The sequence below is a fragment of the Candidatus Krumholzibacteriia bacterium genome, from assembly GCA_035268685.1.
In the GTDB taxonomy this organism is placed as follows: Bacteria; Krumholzibacteriota; Krumholzibacteriia; order JAJRXK01; family JAJRXK01; genus JAJRXK01.
Map to the genome: position 1 here is coordinate 13,159 of DATFKK010000015.1, position 18,609 is coordinate 31,767.

An 18,609-nucleotide genomic window follows, 5' to 3' on the forward strand; every position below is an offset into this window, starting at 1 on the left:
AGGGTCGCGGTACTAGTTTGGCGGGTCGTCACGCACGCGTTCTCGACTCGACCCCAGCGGAGGAGCACTCATGGCCGATGCCAAGGCCGTCAAGCGGATCGCCGTCACCGGTGCCGCCGGCCAGATCGGATACGCCCTGCTGCCGCGCATCGCGGCCGGCGAGATCTTCGGACCCGACCAGCCCGTCCAGATCCAGTGCCTGGAGATCCCCCCGGCCATGGACGCCGTGCGCGGCGTGGGCATGGAGATGCTCGATGCCGCGTTCCCCCTCCTGGCCGGGTTCACCGCCAGTGATGACCCGCGCGAGGCCTTCGAGGGCGTCGACCTGGCCCTGCTCGTCGGCAGCAAGCCGCGCAGCAAGGGAATGGAACGCAAGGACCTGATCCGCGAGAACGGCCCGATCTTCACCGGCCAGGGCAACGCCCTGAGCGACGTGGCGAACCCGGACTGCCGGGTGGTCGTGGTGGGCAACCCCTGCAACACCAACTGCCTGATCGCCCAGCACAACGCCCCGAAGCTGGAGAAGCAGAACTTCAGCGCCATGACCCAGCTCGACCACAACCGCGCGGTGGCGCAGCTGGCCGACAAGGCCGGCCGTCACAACACCGACGTGGCCGGCGTGATCATCTGGGGCAACCACTCGAACAAGCAATATCCCGACTACCACCACGCCACGATCGGCGGGAAGCCGGCGCTCGACGTGATCGGCGACGAGGCCTGGCTCCAGGGCGAGTTCATCAAGACCGTGCAGGAACGCGGCAAGGCGATCATCGAGGCCCGCGGTGCGAGCAGCGCCATGTCGGCGGCCAGCTCGGCGATCGACCACGCGCACGCGCTGTTCCGCGGCACCCCCGACGGCCGCTGGACCAGCATGGCCGTGACCAGCGACGGCAGCTACGGCGTGCCCGAGGGCCTGATCTGCAGCTTCCCCGTGCGCTGCCCGGGCGACGGCACCTACGAGATCGTCCAGGGCCTGGAGATCGACGACTTCGGGCGCGCGGCCTTCGGCAAGAGCATCGACGAGCTGCAGCAGGAGCGCGAGACGGTCTCCGACCTGCTCGGTTGAACCCTGCCACCTTGGGGTCCGTGGCGACGGCGTCCCCATCCGGGGGCGCCGTTCGTCGTCCCGGAAGCGGTGCGAGGTTGGGACGACGGCGATCCGCGGGTATGCTCGGACCACGGTCCCTCCCTCGCTCAGGAGCGTTCCCGTCGTGAAGAAATTCTTCGTCGGTTGCGGTGTCGTCGTGGTCGTCTTCCTCGTCCTGGCCATCGTGGGGATCTACGTGTTCAGTCAGTGGGCGCAGGACATGCTTCCCGAGATCGAAGACTTCGCCCGCAACCGGGCCGAGCTGGTCGAACGCTACGGTGCCCTGCCCGAATACGTTCCTCCTCTCGACGGTGCGTACGATCCGGGCCTCGTGGCCCGGTTCGTCGACGTGCGCGAATCTCTGCAGCCCCGGCAGGATGCTCTGGCCGCGGACTTCGACGAAATCCTGGGGCGCGCGCCGGAGGATCGACCCAGCGGCATCGGTGGGTTCATCGACGAGATGCGTTCGGCCATGGGAATGGTCGCGCGAACCGCCCGCTACACGGCCTTCAGCGACTCGGTCCTGATGGCCCACGAGATGGGCCGCGGCGAGTACGGTCACATCCAGCTCGCGTTCCTGTACGGATGGTCGAACCTCGCCGACGAGCGCGCCGCGTGGTCGGCGGCGCTCGAGACCGGGCGGGCGGACGACGAGGCGGTCGAGGCAGCCGCGGAACTCTTCGACGCCCACGCGCGCCGTTCCCGCGAAGTGCTGCGCGAACACCTCGCGAACCTGCGGCGGGAGATCGACACAAGTGCCGCCGGGGATTCCGCACTCGCCTTCCTCGCAGCAGTCGAGGGCGGCTCGTCGGAGCTCCCCTTCACCGACCCCGTGCCGGCGACCCTCGAGGCCGCGTTCGAGGCCCACGAGGTCCGGCTGCGAGTGACGACGCCCAACACCCTGGGCCAGTGGCTCGCCGAGGCACCGGCCCTGCTCGAGGAGGAGGATTTCGATGAGTCCCGGAGTCGTGAGGTCACCGTCGAGTTCTAGCGCAGGCCTGCGGCTCGTCACACTGGTCGTGGCGGGCCTGCTACTTTCGGTCCCGGCCGGCGCACGAGAGACTGCCGCTGCAGAAACGACGGCGTGGGCCCGCGCTCTTCCCGACCTGGTCGAGCGCGTGGAACCGGCTGTCGTGCAGGTGTTGAGCACACGTTTCGGCCGTCCGGCGTCGGGTCCCACGCAGCCGCCGGGACAGCAGCTCTCCACGGGCGCGGGCGTGATCGTGGATCCTCGCGGCTACGTCCTCACCAACCACCACGTGGTCGACGGGGCCCGCCGGGTCAGGGTCGTGCTGTCGCAGCCGCGGGAAACCGGTCAGCAGACACGGTCGGTCCTCGAGCCGCGTGGCGAGATCCTGGGCGCCCAGATCGTGGGCACCGATCTCGAAACGGACCTCGCGGTCCTGAAGATCGACGCCGAGAACCTGAACGCGCTGCCCTTCGGCGACAGCGAGGCCGTCCGACAGGGCCAGTTGGTGTTCGCGCTGGGCAGTCCGCGCGGCCTGGACGGGTCGGTGTCGCTCGGTGTGGTCAGCGCGACCGCCCGGCAGTTCCAGGACGGCAGTCCCATGATCTACATCCAGTCCGACGTGGCCGTGAATCCGGGCAACAGTGGCGGTCCGCTCGTCGACACCCACGGCCGACTGGTCGGGATCAACTCCTTCATCGTGAGCGGGTCGGGTGGGAGCGAGGGCCTCAGTTTCGCGGTTCCGAGCAACATCGCGCGGACCGTGTTCGAACAGATCCGCAACACCGGGCGCGTACAACGCGGAATCGTCGGCGTGAATCCCCAGACCATCACCCCGCTCATGGCGGAGGGTCTGGGCCTGGGACGAAGCTGGGGCGTGGTCCTGGGTGACGTGTTCCCCGGCGGCCCGGCTGCGATGGCGGGCCTCCGGACCGGCGACGTCGTTCTGAGTCTCGACGGCAAGCCGATGGAGAACGGACGACAGCTGCGGGTGAACCTCTACGGCAAACCGATCGGGGACTCCGTGCGCCTCGAGGTGCTGCGCGGTTCGCGCCGGCTGGCTTTCGACGTCTCCGTCGCCGAACGTCCCGACGATCCGCAGCGCTTCGGTGATCTGGTCGACCCGGAGGACGCGACGGTCGAGCGATTGGGGATCATGGGCCTGGATCTCGATCGCGAGCTGGCGTCGATGTTCGGCGCCGGTCTACGCAGTCGGAGCGGCGTGGTCGTCGCCGCCGTGTTGTTCAGCCTGTCCCCGCTCGAGGGCGGACTGGCACCCGGCGACATCGTCCGTGGCCTGAACGGTGTCACGATCGGCGGCGTGGACGATCTGCGCCGCGCCGTCGACGATCTCACGATCGGTGAACCGGCGGTGCTGCACGTCGAGCGCATGGGTCAACTGCTGTACGTCACGCTGCAGATCGACTCGTGAGCTGGCTGCTGCTCGAGCCCTACCACGACGGCAGTCATCGCCAGCTCGTCGACGGCCTTCGCGAGCACGTGGTGCCGGATGCCGATCTCTGGACGCTCCCGGCCCGCAAATGGAAGTGGCGGATGCGGGGCGCCGCCCTCGAGTTCTCGCGTCGCGTCCACGAGAGCGGTACGCGACCCCACGCGATCTTCGCGTCGAGCATGCTCAACGCCGCGGAGTTCCGCGCCCTGCTCCCGGCCACGCGGCGAACGGTCCCGCTCCTCCTGTACTTCCACGAGAACCAGCTCACCTACCCGGTCCAGCACTTCGATCCACGGGACCACCACTTCGCCTGGACGAACGTGCATTCCGCCCTGGCCGCCGACCGCGTGCTGTGGAACAGCGCCTACAATCGCGATGCCTTCCTCGGTGCGCTCGAACGCCTGATCCACAAGATGCCCGACGCCCGGCCGGACTGGGCGGTGGAAGCGATCGCCGCGCGCTCACGGGTCCTGCCCGTGCCGATCGACGACGCGCAGATCCTGGGCGACGTGGCCGACGTCGAACCCCGCCACGGTGTGTGTCACGTGGTGTGGAACCACCGTTGGGAGCACGACAAGGGCCCCGAACGGCTCCACACGGCGGTGGAGGCCCTGTGCGCTTCGGGACTGGACTTCGAGATGTCGGTCGTGGGGCAGTGCTTCCGGACATCGCCCTCCGTCTTCGGCGAGATCGGCGAGCGTCTCGGGGACCGACGCCGCGCGTGGGGATTCCTGGAGTCCCGGCGGGACTATCACCGGCTTCTCGCCACGGCCGATGTCGTGCTGTCGACCGCGGACCACGAGTTCCAGGGGCTCGCCGTGCTCGAAGGCGCGGCGGCCGGCGCCGTGCCTCTGGTTCCCGACGCCCTCGCGTACCCCGAGATCTGGCCCGGAGCCTGGCGCTACCGCGACGACGAGGACATGGTCACGAAGCTGCTCGACCGTGTCGGGCAGCCTGGGCGATGGCGCTCCGTGGACGCGCGCCCCACCGCGATCGGATACGGCTGGTCACGACTCGCCCACGTCTGGAACGAAGAACTGTCGGCGCTCGGCCACGGCGAGGACGTCCACTAGACCCGAAAGCGTCCGCCATCTGCCCCGTCGCGCCGCCCGAAGCGAACAAAATACGAACACATCAGCACAGCCGAGCCCGGATCGCCGGAGAAATCCGCCCTGGGGGGGTACGCAACGGACTTCGTTTTGATGTAGACTTGTCGGCAGTCAGTCGTGCCTGACACAACACGAGCCAGGGGCAGCCCCATACCCGTTCCTCGCGGTGACGGGGCCCGCGCCTACTTTTTTTTTCGCATCCTTGGAGGACTCATGCGCTCCTGGAGACTGTCCCTCTTCTTCACCCTTGCCCTCGTCCTGATGCTGGCCCCGGCTGCCCATGCGCAGTTCACGGTCAGCTTCGGCAGCAGCTGGGACGGCGTCCCGCTGCAGGACATCCTCGACGCCGAGTTCGGTCCCGGCACGGTCGACATGATGACCGGCTACGAGGGTTATCTGGCCGGCGACGCCGACCCTTCGTACTGGGAGGACCTCGGCGCGCAGTCGATCATCATCCGTGAGATCGCCGGCTACGCTGACAACAACATTCTGGGCTGGTACGAGGAGACCCTCGTCGGTGCACCCACGATCGATGGCGTGGGAGACGGCGTCATCTTCGCGGGCCCCATGTCCGAGGGCATGGAAGTGACCGTCGACTTCACCGAGGTGACCCGCTTCGGCTTCTACCTGAACCCGAACGGCACCGGCGACGGTATCAACGCGCCCGAGCCCGAGCTGTTCTACACCAACCGCAGCTACAACGACCTGGGTGCCGACGGCAGCGGTGCCGTCAACCCGCCCTTCGACGGGGATGCCCAGTTCCTGGTCTACAACGTGAGCCACCTGCGCGGTACCCCCGCCTACGTGGTCGCGGTCGAGGACCTCGACTCGGGTGCAGAGCTGTTCCCGAGCTACACCGCCGGTGGCACCGACAACGACTACAACGATCTCGTCTTCGAGATCCGGGCCGAGTCGCCGGTCGACACCGAGAGCAGCAGCTTCGGCGCCGTGAAGTCGCTGTTCGACCGTTAGGCCGGAACTGCCGAAGAGCATGAGTCGCGGCCCATCGCCTCCCCGGGCGGTGGGCCGTACTCGTCTCCCTCAGTCGTCGAGCAGGGCCTCCACGAACGCTCCGTAGCCCCGCTCCCGATCCACCAGATGCGATTCCAGGATCCATGTCAGCGGCGTCCCGTCGGGGAGCCGCCCGCGGAGGGGCGTGGGATTGCGCGGGTGCAGGTAGCTGGTGATGCGATCGTCGGCGATCCGCTCGTGCGGGAACTCACCGATGAGGTGCCCGCAGTGATGGTTGCCGAACTCGTAGCCCAGGTCCACCGCCGTGGTCCGCATGAAGTCGTAGAGATCCGCCGCCGTGCACTCGGGGTCGTCGCGGAAGCGTTGCTGTCCCCGCCGGAACGCGGTCTCGACCGCCTCGCGCACGGAATGCTTGTGGGGGTCGTCGCCCAGCACGTAGGTGCGGCCGAAATCGGCCTCCCACCCGTCGAACACCGGACCGAGGTCGACGAAGAGGATGTCGTCGGGCTCGATCACACGGTCCGGCGGATGTTCCTGGTACGGATACAGGGTGTTCGGGCCGGTGCGCACGACACGACGGTGCCACCAGCGGGGTCCGCCGAAGGCGTCGCCAGCGAGGTCGTGGATCCGCCGGCTGGCCTCCGACTCGGTGATCCCCGCCCGGAGGATCGCAGCGCACTCGACGGCGTCGAAGAGCCGCTCGGCCAGGCGCTGAGCCGCGAGCAGTCGTTCCTTCACGGGATCGGTCATGCGGACCTCCGGTGGGGGTCGACGTCGGCCGAACCCGAACCTAGACTGCCGGGGACCCTTCGCACCAGGGAGTTCTCGTGAACGACGCATCGCACTTCGACGAGCTGGCCTCGACCTGGGACGACGACCCTGTGAAACTCGAGCGCGCCCGCGCCGTCGCGCGCGCCATCGTCGACCGTGTGGACCTGCAGGGAGCCCACGTGATCGAAGACGGCTGCGGGACCGGCCTCCTGGGCTTCGCGTTGCTCGAGGTCTCGTCGCCGGCCACCATCACCTTCATCGATCCCTCCGAGGCCATGCGGGACCAGGTCACCCGCAAGATCGCGAGCCTTCCACCGCAACGGGCGTGTGTGATCGCCCCGCACGAAGAAGTGGGGGCGGGTCGGGATCTCGTCGCCTCGCTCATGGTTCTGCACCACGTCGACGATCCGGCCGGGACCATTCGTCACTGGGCCGGGTGGCTGGACCACGGAGCGTACCTGGCGATCGCCGACCTCCACCGCGAGGACGGATCCTTCCACGGTCACGATCACGGACACGGCCCCCTTCACCGCGGATTCGACCCGACCCGCGTCGCCGACTGGATGCGCGACGCCGGCCTGGACCCGCAGGAGCCCGTCGACGTGTTCACCATGGAGAAGGACGTCGACGGTGAGACCCGCCATTACCCGGTGTGGTTGATGACCGGCCGGAAGTCCTGAGACCCCCGACCGGATCGGTTCAACCTCTCGACTCGCCACCCTCGACAGCCACCTCGGCCGCCGTCTCGGGTGCGGGTTCCGGAGCGCGTGGCCGGCGCGCGAATCCACCGAACACCCAGCGCAGCCCCCGCCGGAGGGGATCGAGCGACGAATACATCACCGGCACCACCACCAGGGTGAGGAAGGTGGCCACGGCCAGCCCCCAGATCACGGCAACGCCCATCGGCCCCCACCACTGACTCGATTCGCCGCCGATGGTGAAGAGCTTGTCCCACTCGCCGTCGGTCGCGTGGTTGACGTTGAACGACACGCCGGTGGTCAGCGGGATCAGACCCAGGATGGTCGTGATGGCCGTCAACACCACCGGCCGGAAGCGCGTCCGACCGGCTTCGACGATGGCCTCGTACTTCTCCATGCCGGCCGCGCGCAACTGCTGGATGTAGTCGAGCAACACGATCGCGTTGTTCACGACGATCCCGGCCAGCGAGATCACACCGACACCGGTCATGATGATCCCGAAGGGAGTGTTCGTGACCATGAGCCCGAGGAGAACGCCGATCAGGGACAGGAGAACCGTGCTCAGGATGACGAAGGGGATCAGCACGGAATCGAACTGCGTCACGAGCACCACGAAGATCAGCATGACCGCCAGCAGGAAGGCCTTGCCCAGGAAGTCCTGCGCTTCGGCCTGGTCCTCGCTCTCGCCCGTGTACTCGAGACGGTAGCCCGGCGGCAGCGGGAAGTCGGCCAGCCGCTGCTGCGCCTCGGCCAGCAGCGCGTTGCCGTTGTAGCCGGTGGCGGCGTCGCCGCTCACGGTGACCACCCGCTTGCCGTCGATGCGCGAGATCGAGGCCAGGCCGGTGGTGAACTCGACCTCGGCGAAGCTGGTCAGTGGAATGTCTTCACCCTCGTAGAACACGGTCAGGTTCTCGAGGTCCTCGCTCGTGGCCCGGGCCGGCGAGTCGTAACGCACCACGATGTCGTATTCGTCCTCGCCGACGCGGTACTCGCCCACGTCGTCGCCCTTCACGGCCGTGAGCACGGTACTGGCCAGATCCATGGTGCGGATCCCCATGCGCGCGGCCTTGTCGAGGTCGGGACGCACCACCAACTGCGGCAGCCCACGATCGAAGTCGTCCTGGAGGTTCACCAGGCCCGGAACGTCCTCGATCCTCGCCTTGATCCGGTTCGACAACTCACCGAGCCGCTCGAAGTCCTCGCCCACGATCTCGATGTTCACCGGCTTCCCCGTGGGCGGCCCTTCCTCCTGCTTGTCGATCACCAGCTCGGCCCCGGTGAACTCGGTGAGCATGCCCCTCAGCCGTTCCAGCATGGCCCGGGAGGAGTGCTCCCGGTCCTCCTGCGCGACGAACTCCATGCTCACGCGCGTGAGGTGCGGAGGTGCCTCCTGGCTGCCGCCGAACGACTCGTCACCCGCCGCCCCCACCTCGGTCACGTAGACCTTCATGTCGGGGATCTCGCCCACCGCACGCTCCACGTCGCGCGCATAGGCGTCGCTCTGTTCGATGCGGGTCCCACTCGGCGCGCTGATCTGCACGTAGGCATAGGTGGGGTCGGTATCGGGGAAGAGCTCCACACCGGCGTTGAAGTTTGCGTACAGGCCGAACATCACGACCAGCAGCACCACCATCGTTCCGATGGTCAGCGCCCGGTGGTTCAGGGCCCAGTGCAGCGTGGGCTCGTAGCTGCGCAGGCCGAAGTCCATGAGACGATCGCCCAGTCGCTTCTTCGGACCGTCATTGGTGGGAACCCGCATGAACTTGGCGCAGAGCACGGGATTGAAGATCAAGGCGACCAGCAACGAAGACACCAGCGTGACGATCACCGTGATCGGCAGGTACTTCATGAACTCGCCCATGATCCCCGGCCAGAAGGCCATGGGTCCGAAGGCGCAGATGGTGGTCAGCGTCGACGCCACGACCGCGGTCCCGACCTGGGTCGTTCCGTCGCTCGCCGCGCGCGGGCCTCCCTTACCGGCCGTGCGGTGCCGGAAGACGTTCTCGACGATCACGATCGCGTTGTCCACGAGCATGCCCAGCGCCAGGATCAGCGAGAACAGCACGACCATGTTGAGCGTGATTCCGAAGGCGTTGACCGCGGCAAACGTGATGAGCATCGAGAAGGGGATCGCCACGCCCACGAACAGGGAGTTCGTCAGCCCCAGGAAGAGGAACAGTACCGCCACCACGAGGATCAGACCCGAGAGGATGTTGTTCTCGAGTTCGGTGACCATGTCGCGGATCACGACCGACATGTCGCTCATGACCGAAATGGTCGTGCCGTCGGGCAGGGTGGCCCGCAGGCGCTCGAGCTCCTCGTTGACCAGGTCGGCGATGTCGATGATGTTCTCGCCGGTGCGCTTCTTCACGCTCAGGGTGACGGCCTCGCGACCCTCCTTGCGTGAAATGGTGTCACGGTCCTTGGTCCCGAAGGTCACACGCGCGACGTCACGCACGTAGACCGGCGACTCTGCCCCGGGATTGACCACGATGTCGGGAATCGCCGTGACCGATTCGAACTCGCCCGGGACCCGGACCGAGTACTCGTAGGTGCCCAGTCCGATCTCGCCGCCGGGAAGGGTGACGTTCTCCAGGGATATGGAGTCCTCGAGGTCCTCCAGGGACACGCCGAAGAAGCGCAGGCGCTCCGGATCGACGTCGATCCGGACCTGGCGCTCGACACCGCCCGTCAGGTCGACCGAGAGCACGCCGGGCACCTGTTCGAGGTCCTCCTGGACGTCCTCGCCCACCTGCTTCAGCCGGGCCAGGTCGAAGGGTCCGCTCAGCACCACTTGCATGATGGGCCAGTCGGTGCTGCTGATCTCGGAGACCAGCATGTCGTCCTTCACGTCCTGGGGCAGCTCGGGCTTGGCCAGCTCGACCGCGTCGCGCACCTTCTGCAGCGCGTCGCTCATGTCGACGCTGGGCTGGAACTCCATGACGACGGTGCTCACACCCTCGCTCGAGGTCGAGGTCATCTCCTCGACGTCGGCCACGCCCTTGAGCTGGGTCTCGAGCTTCCGTGTGACCAGATTCTCCATGTCCTCGGGACTGGTCCCGTAGTACGGCGCGTAGACCATCACGAACGGGATCTTGACGTCGGGCGAGGACTCGCGCGGCAGCACGACGTAGCTGTAGGCGCCCAGGACGACGACCAGCACCATGAGCGCGATGCTGGTCATCGACTTGCGGATGGCCAGATCGGTGACCCTCATCGTGGTTCCTCGACGGCGGGGGACGTGGGCAGGGGACGGCTCTCACCGGTCATCATGTCGCGAAGACCCTCGAGATTGCCCTCTTCCCGGACCTCGGCCGGATCCGCCGGAATGCTCCCGTCGCGGGCGGTGGCGACCTCCTGTACGATCACGCGGGCACCGCCCTGGAGTTGGCGTTGGCCGCGCACGACCAGGCGTTCCCCTCCGGCGAGTCCCTGTTCGACGATCACCATCATGCCCTGACCCGGGCCCAGCACCACCGGCCGGACGCGGGCCCGGTCGTCCTCGATCACGAAGACCGCGTCGCCGTCGACCGTACGCACCACGGCGTCCCGGGGGATCACGAGTGCGTCGGTGTGCACCAGCTTCAAGACACGCGCACGAGCGACCACGCCTGCTCGGAGTCGGAGATCCGGGTTCTCGACCTGGATCTCGACGGTGAACTTGCCCGACGCGGGGCTGGCCTCGACCGCGACGTAGTTCACCCGGCCGGGAGCGACGCCCTCGACCCCGTCGACGCTCACCATCGCCGGGGTGCCCTCGCTCAGGAAGGCCACCTCCCGTTCGGTGACCGACGTGACGAGTTCGAGCGTGAAGGGATCCACGACGCGGGCCACACGCTGGCCCGGCGACACCAGTTCGCCGATCTCGACGTAGTGCTCCACCAGCACGCCGTCGAACGGAGCCTTGATGGCGGCGCGCTCGTAGCGGAGTTCGGCCACGCGCGCGGACTCGCGAGCCTGTTGCAACTCGGTGTAGACGCGCAGCATCTCCTGCTTGCTCACGGAGTTGGCCTCGAAGAGCGATCGGGTGCGGTCCTCGTTGTACTCGCGCAGGGTGACCGCCGCCTTCGCCGAGTTCATCTCGGCCTCGAGCAGGTCCCGACCGAGGCCCACGACGACCTCTCCCTCGCGCACCACGGCCCCCTTCTCGACGGGCAGCCGGCGGACGACACCCGACTCCTCGGTACTCACGTCGGTGGCCTGCACCGCCTCGAGCCGACCGGTGAGATAGAGGGTCTCGAGCAGGTCACTGCGCTCCAGTTCGAGTGCGCGCACGTTGTGGGGCCGCTCGGTGGGCGTGTCCTCTGCGTTCGCCTCGACCGAACCGTCACCACCGCCGCACCCCGCCACCAGCAGGGGTACCACGAGGAACAATGTCCGGAAGGGCGCGAGTCGGGGATCCGGACGGGTCATCGTGATTCCTCCTGCGCGTTCGTCGGAGCGCCGCCGTCGGCGGCGGCGAGGATGCTGGCCAGTGGCAGGGCGGGCGAGGCACCCATGGCGCGCTTCAGCGTGGCGAGCGAGGTCAGGACGTCGTAGCGGGCCTGGATCAACGTCGATCGGGCCGTGAATCGTTCGGCCTGGGCGTTGAGGACCTCGAGGTTGTCGGCCTTTCCCAGCTCGTAGCGCAGGCTGATCTGGGTGTAGGCGTCGTTCGCACGGTCGAGGTTGAGCGATGCGGCCGTCAGGTCGGCCCGCGCGATCTCCAGCATCTCGAGCGCGTCGAGCACCTCGTCGCGGACCTGGCCCTCGAGCTCGTCCACACGGGCCTCGTTGCGCCGCAGCTGCGCCTGTGCCTCCTGTATCTCGCCGCGGGATCGCAGACCGTCGAACAGCGGGAGGTGCAGGGTCACTCCCGCGCGCCAGAAGTCCTGGCCGTCGTTCGTCAGATCCTCGAGCTCGCGGGTGACGAATCCCCACTGCCCTTCCACCGTGAGGTACGGGTGGTTCTGGGCGTCGGCCACGCCGCGCCGCAACTCGTACAGTGAACTCTCGCGGCGCTGGGCCTGGAGGTCGGGCCGGTGCCGGGCCAGCGCGAGGGCGGTCCCGGCGGGGACGACCTCGTCCTCGAGCGGGAACGACGCGATCACGGCGACCGGCGTGAGCGGGTCGCGACCGAGCAGCAGGTTGAGCTGCTGACCGGCCCGCCGCAGGTCGTTCGCCCGGCGTCGCGCCTCGGGGCGAAGATTGGACAGGCTCACCGCCGCCTGCAGCGTGTCGAGCGGGGTGGCGAACTCCAGACGGAAGCGCCGGCGCGTCACCGCCAGGAACTCCTCGCGCGCGTCGATCTCGCGCTCGATCGCGGCCAGCCGCTCGCGGGCGAGGACGATCGCGTGGTAGGCGCCGACCACGGCCTCCACCGTGCGGTGCTCCGCATCGCGCACCAGCGCCGCCTGTTGCTCGATCGCACCCTCGGCCGCACTCACCGCCCGCCAGACGCGGGTCGGGCGCAGTTCCCAGAACGCGTCGAGGTAGGTCCGCCAGAAGGTCTGGGCGGGAATGTCGGCGGGGTCGGGAACGAACGAGAACTCGGCCACGTCGACGGTGTCGGGGAAAAGGATCGAGAAGAAGTCGTCGCCCTCCTCGCCCCCGCCGAAGGACTCGTCGAGCGCGAAGCTCGGATCACGACTGCGACTCCAGGCGCCCTGCAGCTCGACGACGGGGAAGCCCTCCGACCGGGCCTGTACCTTCCGGGCCTCGAGCTCCGACAGGCCCTGGCGCTCCTGACGCAGCCCGTCGTTGGAACGCAACGCCACGTCGATGCAGGTGTCGAGGTCCAGCGGGGCGGGCTCTTCGCCGATCGCGAGCACGACGTCGCCCTCGGCGATGAAGCGGTCCTCCGCCGCGTCCTGCGCTTCCGCCGGCGCCGCGGCCGTCGACCCCAGGAGCAGGACGATCAGCGCCGCAGCGCCGCGAACTCGCGGATTCGTCATCGATTCGACTCCTCGGGGCTCGAGTCGTGGAGAACTCCCGCACCGGCGAAGAACTGCTCCACCAGATCGTCCACGCGATCGGTCCCGTCCTCGCGCAGCATCTCGAAGAGAGCCGGGTCCGCCGCCAGGAAACGCTGCTCCTCGTAGGTCGACATGACGTCCATGTGGACCAGGTTGAAGAGGTAACGCATCAGACGCTCCGGGGTTGCACCGGGACGCACCTCCAGTTCTCCGGACTCGACCGCACGATGGATCCGCACCGCCAGCCAGCGGATCACCGGTCGCCAGTAACCGACCAGATCCACGACGGGCTGCCCCTCTTCGGGACCGTAGGCCAGGGCCAGGACGAAACGCAGTCCGACCGAGTACTCACGCGCGATGTCCAGATGGACCTGTGCGAAGTGCCGGACGATCGAGCGCAGGTCGGCACCGTCGAGGTCCGTCTCCAGGATCGCTTCGGTCGTCGTGAGCATGACGACATCGGCGCAGGCGTGGAACAGGCCCTCCTTGTTCCCGAAGTGGTATCCGATCAGGGGCGCGGTGACCGATGCCTCGGCCGCGATCGAGCGGGTGCTGGTCCCGCCGTATCCGCGACGGCCGAAGAGTTCGATCGCCTTCCGAAGGATCTCGTGCTCGGCGCCACCCGCGGCGGGCGCACCCTCGGGGGGCCAGAGATCTGGAAGTCGGATCTTCGATTCCTGCACGGTGTCTCCGACGGGTTCGGCCTCGGGGCCGAGCCGGCAGGGGGCGCGAGTCCGGCCTCGGGGAACGGAGCTGAACGTACGTAAAGGCCTCCTGAACAAGTGTCAAGGCATCGCCCGTCGTGGAGATTCTCCTCAGGGTTGATTAGCTTTCCCCGCCGATGCCCCTCCTTCGTTCCGTTCCATCCTCCCTGCGCCATGAACCGACCTGCACCGGAGTCCTCTCTCGGACTCGAGGGCCCGAGCGGCTATCTGGAGAACCTCTACCGTCCCGTGCCGGCGGGGGTGCAAGCCCGTGCCGCAGCCGTCCTGTGCCATCCGCACCCCCTGTTCGGCGGCACGATGCACAACAAGACCCTGTACCGGCTGGCCAAGCGCCTCTCGGTCGAGGCCGACATGCCATCGCTCCGGTTCAATTTCCGGGGAACGGGTCGGAGCCTCGGCCGCCACGACAACGGCATCGGTGAGGTGGCCGATGTCCGTACGGCCTCGGATCGCCTGGCCGAGGAGCATCCCGGGCTGCCGATCGTGGTCGTCGGCTACTCCTTCGGCGCGGTGGTCGGGCTGCGGGCCGGTGCCGGCGACCCCCGGGTGACGCATCTCGTGGCCCTGGGCACGCCGGTCGGCGAACCCGACTGGGAGGTCGAACACCTGCGGACCACCGAGAAGCCGCGATTGCTGGTCCAGGGCGAGAACGACGAGTTCGGCGACGCCGATGCCATCCGCGCGTTCGCGGCCTCGGCCAAGGGGCCGGTCGACGTGGAGGTCGTCGCCGGAGCCGACCATCTCTTCCACGGGGTGGAGGACGCGGCGGTCGAAGCCGTGGTGGCCTATATTCAGCGCCACGCGATGTCCGTCTGATCCGCTCGTCCCAGCCCCGGAGCGTCCCTGCTTGCTCGTGCCCGTTCAGGCCTACCTCACGCGTGGGGTGGGCGTCCACCGCGAGGAACTCGTGGCGTTCGAGATCGCACTGCGCGACGCCGGGATCGCCGCGCAGAACCTCGTGGCGGTCTCGAGCATCCTCCCGCCCGCCTGCGAGCTCGTGGCGCGCGAGGAGGCCGAGAAGCACCTGATGCCGGGCCAGATCCTGCACGTGGTCATGAGCCGCGAGGAGACCGACGAACCCCACCGGGCCGTGGGCGCGAGTATCGGGATCGCCCGTCCGCGCGACACCTCCCGGCACGGATTCATCGCCGAGCACGGAGGATTCGGACTGGGCGAGGACGAACTGCGCACGCACGCCGAGGACCTGGCCTCGACCATGCTGGCGAGCACGATGGGCGTCGACGTCGACGCCGATCTCCCCCCGCGGGAGCGCGCTCGCCTCTTCGAGGAGGCCGGAGTCGTCGATTTCCGCGATTCGGTGGTCGCCACTGCCCGCGGCGACGAGCGGGGGCGAACCACCTGTGTGGTCGCGGCTGCGGTCTTCGTCATGGATTGGATGGTTCCGAGCCCCTGAGGGGCACCGTCAAGATCGCATCAAATCGTACGCCCCCACTTGTCGGTACCACCGTCAACCTTGCTATACTCCGGGGCCCGGTCGTCCGATGGTCCAGCGACGACCGGACCCGACACCCGTCCCTTTGCTCTCCCGCGAGGCCCGTTTGCCCATGACCGATCATTCCGAACGTCCGGACGAGACGCCGAACCAGAAGCCCGACACGATCGGCGAAGACGCCGCGATCACGCCCGCCGACGCGACCGGCCCCGAGGCCGGCACGCCGGACGCGGCCACGCCCACCGACGAGCCGAAACGCGAGCCGCCCGAGGCCGAGCCGGAGAAGGACGCCGAGGAAACCTCGGCGACGCCTCCTCCGGCGGCCGATGACGCGGTGGTCATGGAGTCGGCCGATACGGAATCGACTCCGGCAGCCGCGGCCGCGGCTGCGTCGAGCCCGACGAGTCCTTCGTCCGACGAGGAGACCACCGATCCCGCGGCGAGTGCCGAACAGGCCGACGCCGTGGCGAGCGACGAACGTCTCACCTCGAAGTACAAGAGCGGGCAGCGCATGGACGTGAAGCTCGTCCAGATCGGCGAGAAGGATTCCTTCGTCGACTACGGCGGGACCGCCGAGGGCACCATCGCCACCGCCGAGTTGAAGAACCCCGACGGCGAGATGCGCGTCGACGAGGGCGACACCTTCCCCGCGATCGTTCGCAAGGCCGGTGAGACCCTCGAGTTCACGGTGGGTCGCGGCAAGGGCAAGGGCGGCGACCTGCTCCGCATGCGCGAACTGCAGGGTGCACACGAGGGAGACATCCCCGTCAGCGGCAAGATCAAGTCGACGAACAAGGGTGGATTCGAGGTCGACCTGAACGGCGTGCGGGCCTTCTGCCCGTTCTCCCAGATCGACACGATCTACTGCGACAAGCCCGAGGAACACGTCGGCAACGAGTACACCTTCCAGATCATCGCCTTCGAGCGCGGTGGCCGGAACATCGTGTTGAGCCGCCGCAAGATCATCGAGGAAGAGAGCAAGGCCGCCGCCGAGACCACGCGCGAGAACCTCGCGGTGGGCGAGATCTTCGAGGGCACCGTCCGGCGTCTGCAGCCCTACGGGGCCTTCATCGACCTCGGTGGTGTCGACGGTCTCGTGCACGTCAGCGAGATCAGCCGCGGGCACGTGGCCGATCCGCGCGACGTGCTGTCGGTCGGCCAGAAGGTGCGCGTGCAGATCATCAAACTCGACGACATCGGTGGCGAGCGTGAGCGCATCAGCCTGTCCATGAAGGTGCTCGAGACCGACCCGTGGGACAAGGCCGACGAGAAGTGGGCCGTGGGGTCGATCGTGTCGGGCAAGGTCGTCCGCCTGACCGACTTCGGTGCCTTCGTCGAACTCAGTCCCGGCGTCGACGGTCTGGTGCACGTCTCCGAGATCAGCACCGAACGCGTCGATCACCCCGGTTCGGTGCTCGAGCCGGGGCAGTCCGTCGACGTGCGGATCCTGTCCGTCGATCCCGATGGGCGCCGGATCTCGCTGACCATGCGCCCCGAGGGCGAGGAGCGCGCGCCCCGTGCTCCGCGGGACGACGCCGATCGTGGAGGCCGCGGTGACCGCGGCCCGCGCGGCCGACGGGGTCGCGACCACCACGACAACCGGCCGGGCGAGTCCTACACCTTCGGTGCCGAAGAGGAGCCGAAGGACCCGGACGTCGACGTGAACGAACTCGACTTCAGCGACGCCGTCGAGCTCCTGAAGCAGAAGTTCAACCGAGACTGAGTCGCCCGGGACCTTGGACGACCACCTCCGCTGGATCGACGTGGCCGGCCTCGACGAGATCGCCGAGGACCGGCCGCTCGCTCGCACCGTCGGTCGGACGGGCGTGGCCCTGCTGCGCCGTGGCGATCAGGTGGTCGCCGTGCTCGATCGCTGCCCGCACATGGACTTCCCCCTGAGCCAGGGTCGCGTCCACGAGGGCAGGCTCGAGTGCTCCCTCCACCACTGGCGTTTCGACGTCTTCGAGGATCCCCCGGACTCGGTGCCGCCCGAGGCGCGCTGCGTCCACGTCCCCGTGCGTGTGGTCGAGGGCCGCGTGCTCCTCGGCGCGCCACGCTGAACGAACGCGCGACGGGCCCCGGAAGCGGGACCCGTCGTCGGCCACACCCTCGAACGGGCGCGGAAAGCCGCGAAGACCGGATCTAGGGTGCCGTCGAACAGATCTCCTCGTAGCGGCCCTCGAAGAAGCCATCGCCCGGTTCGTTCGCATCGTTCTCGAGGTAGCGACCCTGCACGGTGCCCAGGTGCAAGCCATTGCGGTTCACCCAACGGGCCTGGAAGGTCCCCATGCCGTCGCCGCTCGTCCCTGGATCCCAGGTCCCGCGGATCAGGCCCTTCACCCGGCCACCGCGTCCGATGTACTTGCCGATCATCACGCGCTCACCCTGGCTGTCCAGGCCGTAGAGGCCCATCAGGAAGCCGGTGGTCGAGCCGCTGCGACCCACGTAGCGACCGCGGAAGGCCCCCATCTCGATGGCGTCGGTCTCGGGCCGATCCTCGACACCCTTCCAGAACCCGGTGACGAAGCCCTCGCCGCAGAACCGTTGGTCCTGCACGTGGGCCTGGATCGACACGGCGTTGCCGACGTCGTCGACCGCCACGATCCGCTCCGTCCCGTCGAGGGTGTCGATCGTCAACGAAGTCCGGAACAGGGGCGTTTCGAGGATCAACTCGCCGGGCGCGACGCCGTCCTCCACGCGACTCATCACGCAGACCAGCACGCCATCGTAATGGGGACCGGTCCGGCTGACCCACGCCAGACTGTCGCGTTCGACGCGCGGCAGACGATGATCGAAGGGACGCTCGAACAGGATCGTACGCTTCAGCGCGATCACGCCGTCGGTGACCTTCAGCGAACCGCTCCAGTCCAGGCCGGCCTCCGGGGTGGCCGACACCGTCTCACGGTCGAACTCGCCGTCGAGCTGACCCCAGAGGATCCGCACGAAGGTCCGGCGCATCCGCGGGTCGGCGAGCGAGGGATCGCGGTCGGTCAGGCTGTCCTCGTCGTCCTCCGCGAGAGCGGCCTCGTCCTCGACCACGGCCGCGCTCACGAGCGCGGCGTCTCCGAAGCCCTCGGCTTCGTCGGTGTACGCCAGGCCACCGTACTCCTGGTCGAGGTCGAGGGTCTCGAGGGTCTGGGTCCCGCTCACGTCGTCGTCACCACTCGACAGGGGACCGCTCGTGTCGTCGGAACAGCCCGAGAGGACGAGTCCGAGGACCAGTGCGAACAGGGGGAGCATCGGGATCGGGGTGCGCTTCATCGGTTCGTTCCTCCTGGGGTGTGGCCACGGCCACGTTGGATCAAAGGTCAGCACCCCGGCTCCCAGCATCGCCGGGGCCCAATCGACGTCGAAGGGCGCAGGTGGCTCGGAGTCAACCACTTGCACTGCCGGACAGGCCTCGCGACTGCCCTCGCGATC

Annotated in this window: 16 protein-coding genes; 10 read left to right on the forward strand and 6 right to left on the reverse strand. The window is 68.2% G+C overall.

Annotated elements, in window-relative coordinates; all coding sequences use genetic code 11:
- Positions 1-70: 70 nt before the first annotated feature.
- The 5 genes from VKA86_01300 (at position 71) to VKA86_01320 (ending at position 5,588) form a co-directional block, all read left to right on the forward strand.
- A complete protein-coding gene (locus VKA86_01300; GenBank protein ID HKK69823.1) occupies positions 71-1,066 on the forward strand; it encodes a malate dehydrogenase in 996 nt (331 codons plus the stop codon).
- 145 nt (positions 1,067-1,211) lie between these two features.
- Complete coding sequence (locus VKA86_01305) at positions 1,212-2,078, forward strand: hypothetical protein (protein HKK69824.1); 867 nt, start codon at positions 1,212-1,214, stop codon at positions 2,076-2,078.
- On the forward strand, positions 2,041-3,486 hold the full coding sequence (locus VKA86_01310) for a trypsin-like peptidase domain-containing protein (protein HKK69825.1): 1,446 nt from the start codon (positions 2,041-2,043) through the stop codon (positions 3,484-3,486). Before VKA86_01305 ends, VKA86_01310 begins: the two co-directional genes overlap by 38 nt.
- Entirely contained in the window at positions 3,483-4,580 is a 1,098-nt protein-coding gene (locus VKA86_01315; protein HKK69826.1) for a DUF3524 domain-containing protein, read from the forward strand. The genes VKA86_01310 and VKA86_01315 overlap by 4 nt, the downstream gene beginning before the upstream one ends.
- A gap of 249 nt (positions 4,581-4,829) precedes the next feature.
- On the forward strand, positions 4,830-5,588 hold the full coding sequence (locus VKA86_01320) for a DUF4114 domain-containing protein (GenBank protein HKK69827.1): 759 nt from the start codon (positions 4,830-4,832) through the stop codon (positions 5,586-5,588).
- A 69-nt stretch (positions 5,589-5,657) separates the two neighbouring features.
- Here VKA86_01320 and VKA86_01325 read toward each other — a convergent pair whose 3' ends face one another.
- Positions 5,658-6,338 (reverse strand): M24 family metallopeptidase, encoded by a 681-nt coding sequence (locus VKA86_01325; protein ID HKK69828.1) that lies wholly within the window; start codon positions 6,336-6,338, stop codon positions 5,658-5,660.
- 77 nt (positions 6,339-6,415) lie between these two features.
- Between VKA86_01325 and VKA86_01330 the strand changes: the two genes are divergently transcribed.
- Positions 6,416-7,039, forward strand: coding sequence for a class I SAM-dependent methyltransferase (locus VKA86_01330; GenBank protein ID HKK69829.1), 624 nt, complete (start codon positions 6,416-6,418; stop codon positions 7,037-7,039).
- 19 nt (positions 7,040-7,058) lie between these two features.
- Here the strand turns inward: VKA86_01330 and VKA86_01335 are convergent, their stop codons facing one another.
- The 4 genes from VKA86_01335 to VKA86_01350 are packed head-to-tail and all read right to left on the reverse strand — an operon-like array spanning position 7,059 to position 13,694.
- Positions 7,059-10,274 carry an efflux RND transporter permease subunit gene (locus VKA86_01335; protein HKK69830.1) on the reverse strand — a complete coding sequence of 1,072 codons (3,216 nt, stop codon included), beginning with the start codon at positions 10,272-10,274 and terminating at the stop codon, positions 7,059-7,061.
- Positions 10,271-11,470, reverse strand: a complete 1,200-nt coding sequence (locus tag VKA86_01340) for an efflux RND transporter periplasmic adaptor subunit (protein ID HKK69831.1) — start codon at positions 11,468-11,470, stop codon at positions 10,271-10,273. Before VKA86_01340 ends, VKA86_01335 begins: the two co-directional genes overlap by 4 nt.
- Positions 11,467-12,990 (reverse strand): TolC family protein, encoded by a 1,524-nt coding sequence (locus tag VKA86_01345; GenBank protein ID HKK69832.1) that lies wholly within the window; start codon positions 12,988-12,990, stop codon positions 11,467-11,469. Before VKA86_01345 ends, VKA86_01340 begins: the two co-directional genes overlap by 4 nt.
- Positions 12,987-13,694 (reverse strand): TetR family transcriptional regulator, encoded by a 708-nt coding sequence (locus tag VKA86_01350; protein ID HKK69833.1) that lies wholly within the window; start codon positions 13,692-13,694, stop codon positions 12,987-12,989. The genes VKA86_01345 and VKA86_01350 overlap by 4 nt, the downstream gene beginning before the upstream one ends.
- Positions 13,695-13,889: 195 nt before the next feature.
- Here VKA86_01350 and VKA86_01355 point away from each other — a divergent pair, with 195 nt between their 5' ends.
- The 4 genes from VKA86_01355 to VKA86_01370 all read left to right on the forward strand — a co-directional run bounded on the left by VKA86_01355 (position 13,890) and on the right by VKA86_01370 (position 17,249).
- Positions 13,890-14,552 (forward strand): alpha/beta fold hydrolase, encoded by a 663-nt coding sequence (locus VKA86_01355; protein HKK69834.1) that lies wholly within the window; start codon positions 13,890-13,892, stop codon positions 14,550-14,552.
- Between the two features lie 37 nt (positions 14,553-14,589).
- Complete coding sequence (locus VKA86_01360) at positions 14,590-15,150, forward strand: pyruvoyl-dependent arginine decarboxylase (GenBank protein HKK69835.1); 561 nt, start codon at positions 14,590-14,592, stop codon at positions 15,148-15,150.
- 151 nt (positions 15,151-15,301) lie between these two features.
- Entirely contained in the window at positions 15,302-16,912 is a 1,611-nt protein-coding gene (locus tag VKA86_01365; GenBank protein ID HKK69836.1) for a S1 RNA-binding domain-containing protein, read from the forward strand.
- 13 nt (positions 16,913-16,925) lie between these two features.
- Positions 16,926-17,249: a Rieske 2Fe-2S domain-containing protein gene (locus VKA86_01370; protein ID HKK69837.1), complete on the forward strand. Its 324-nt coding sequence runs from the start codon at positions 16,926-16,928 to the stop codon at positions 17,247-17,249.
- A gap of 82 nt (positions 17,250-17,331) precedes the next feature.
- Here the strand turns inward: VKA86_01370 and VKA86_01375 are convergent, their stop codons facing one another.
- Positions 17,332-18,450: a hypothetical protein gene (locus tag VKA86_01375; protein HKK69838.1), complete on the reverse strand. Its 1,119-nt coding sequence runs from the start codon at positions 18,448-18,450 to the stop codon at positions 17,332-17,334.
- Positions 18,451-18,609: the final 159 nt, after the last annotated feature.

Coding starts and splice junctions, on each gene's coding strand:
- VKA86_01300 (HKK69823.1), top strand. CDS start 71: ATGGCCGATGCCAAGGCCGTCAAGCGGATCGCCGTCACCGGTGCCGCC.
- VKA86_01310 (HKK69825.1), top strand. CDS start 2,041: ATGAGTCCCGGAGTCGTGAGGTCACCGTCGAGTTCTAGCGCAGGCCTG.
- VKA86_01320 (HKK69827.1), top strand. CDS start 4,830: ATGCGCTCCTGGAGACTGTCCCTCTTCTTCACCCTTGCCCTCGTCCTG.
- VKA86_01325 (HKK69828.1), bottom strand. CDS start 6,338: ATGACCGATCCCGTGAAGGAACGACTGCTCGCGGCTCAGCGCCTGGCC.
- VKA86_01335 (HKK69830.1), bottom strand. CDS start 10,274: ATGAGGGTCACCGATCTGGCCATCCGCAAGTCGATGACCAGCATCGCG.
- VKA86_01340 (HKK69831.1), bottom strand. CDS start 11,470: ATGACCCGTCCGGATCCCCGACTCGCGCCCTTCCGGACATTGTTCCTC.
- VKA86_01345 (HKK69832.1), bottom strand. CDS start 12,990: ATGACGAATCCGCGAGTTCGCGGCGCTGCGGCGCTGATCGTCCTGCTC.
- VKA86_01355 (HKK69834.1), top strand. CDS start 13,890: ATGAACCGACCTGCACCGGAGTCCTCTCTCGGACTCGAGGGCCCGAGC.
- VKA86_01365 (HKK69836.1), top strand. CDS start 15,302: ATGACCGATCATTCCGAACGTCCGGACGAGACGCCGAACCAGAAGCCC.
- VKA86_01375 (HKK69838.1), bottom strand. CDS start 18,450: ATGAAGCGCACCCCGATCCCGATGCTCCCCCTGTTCGCACTGGTCCTC.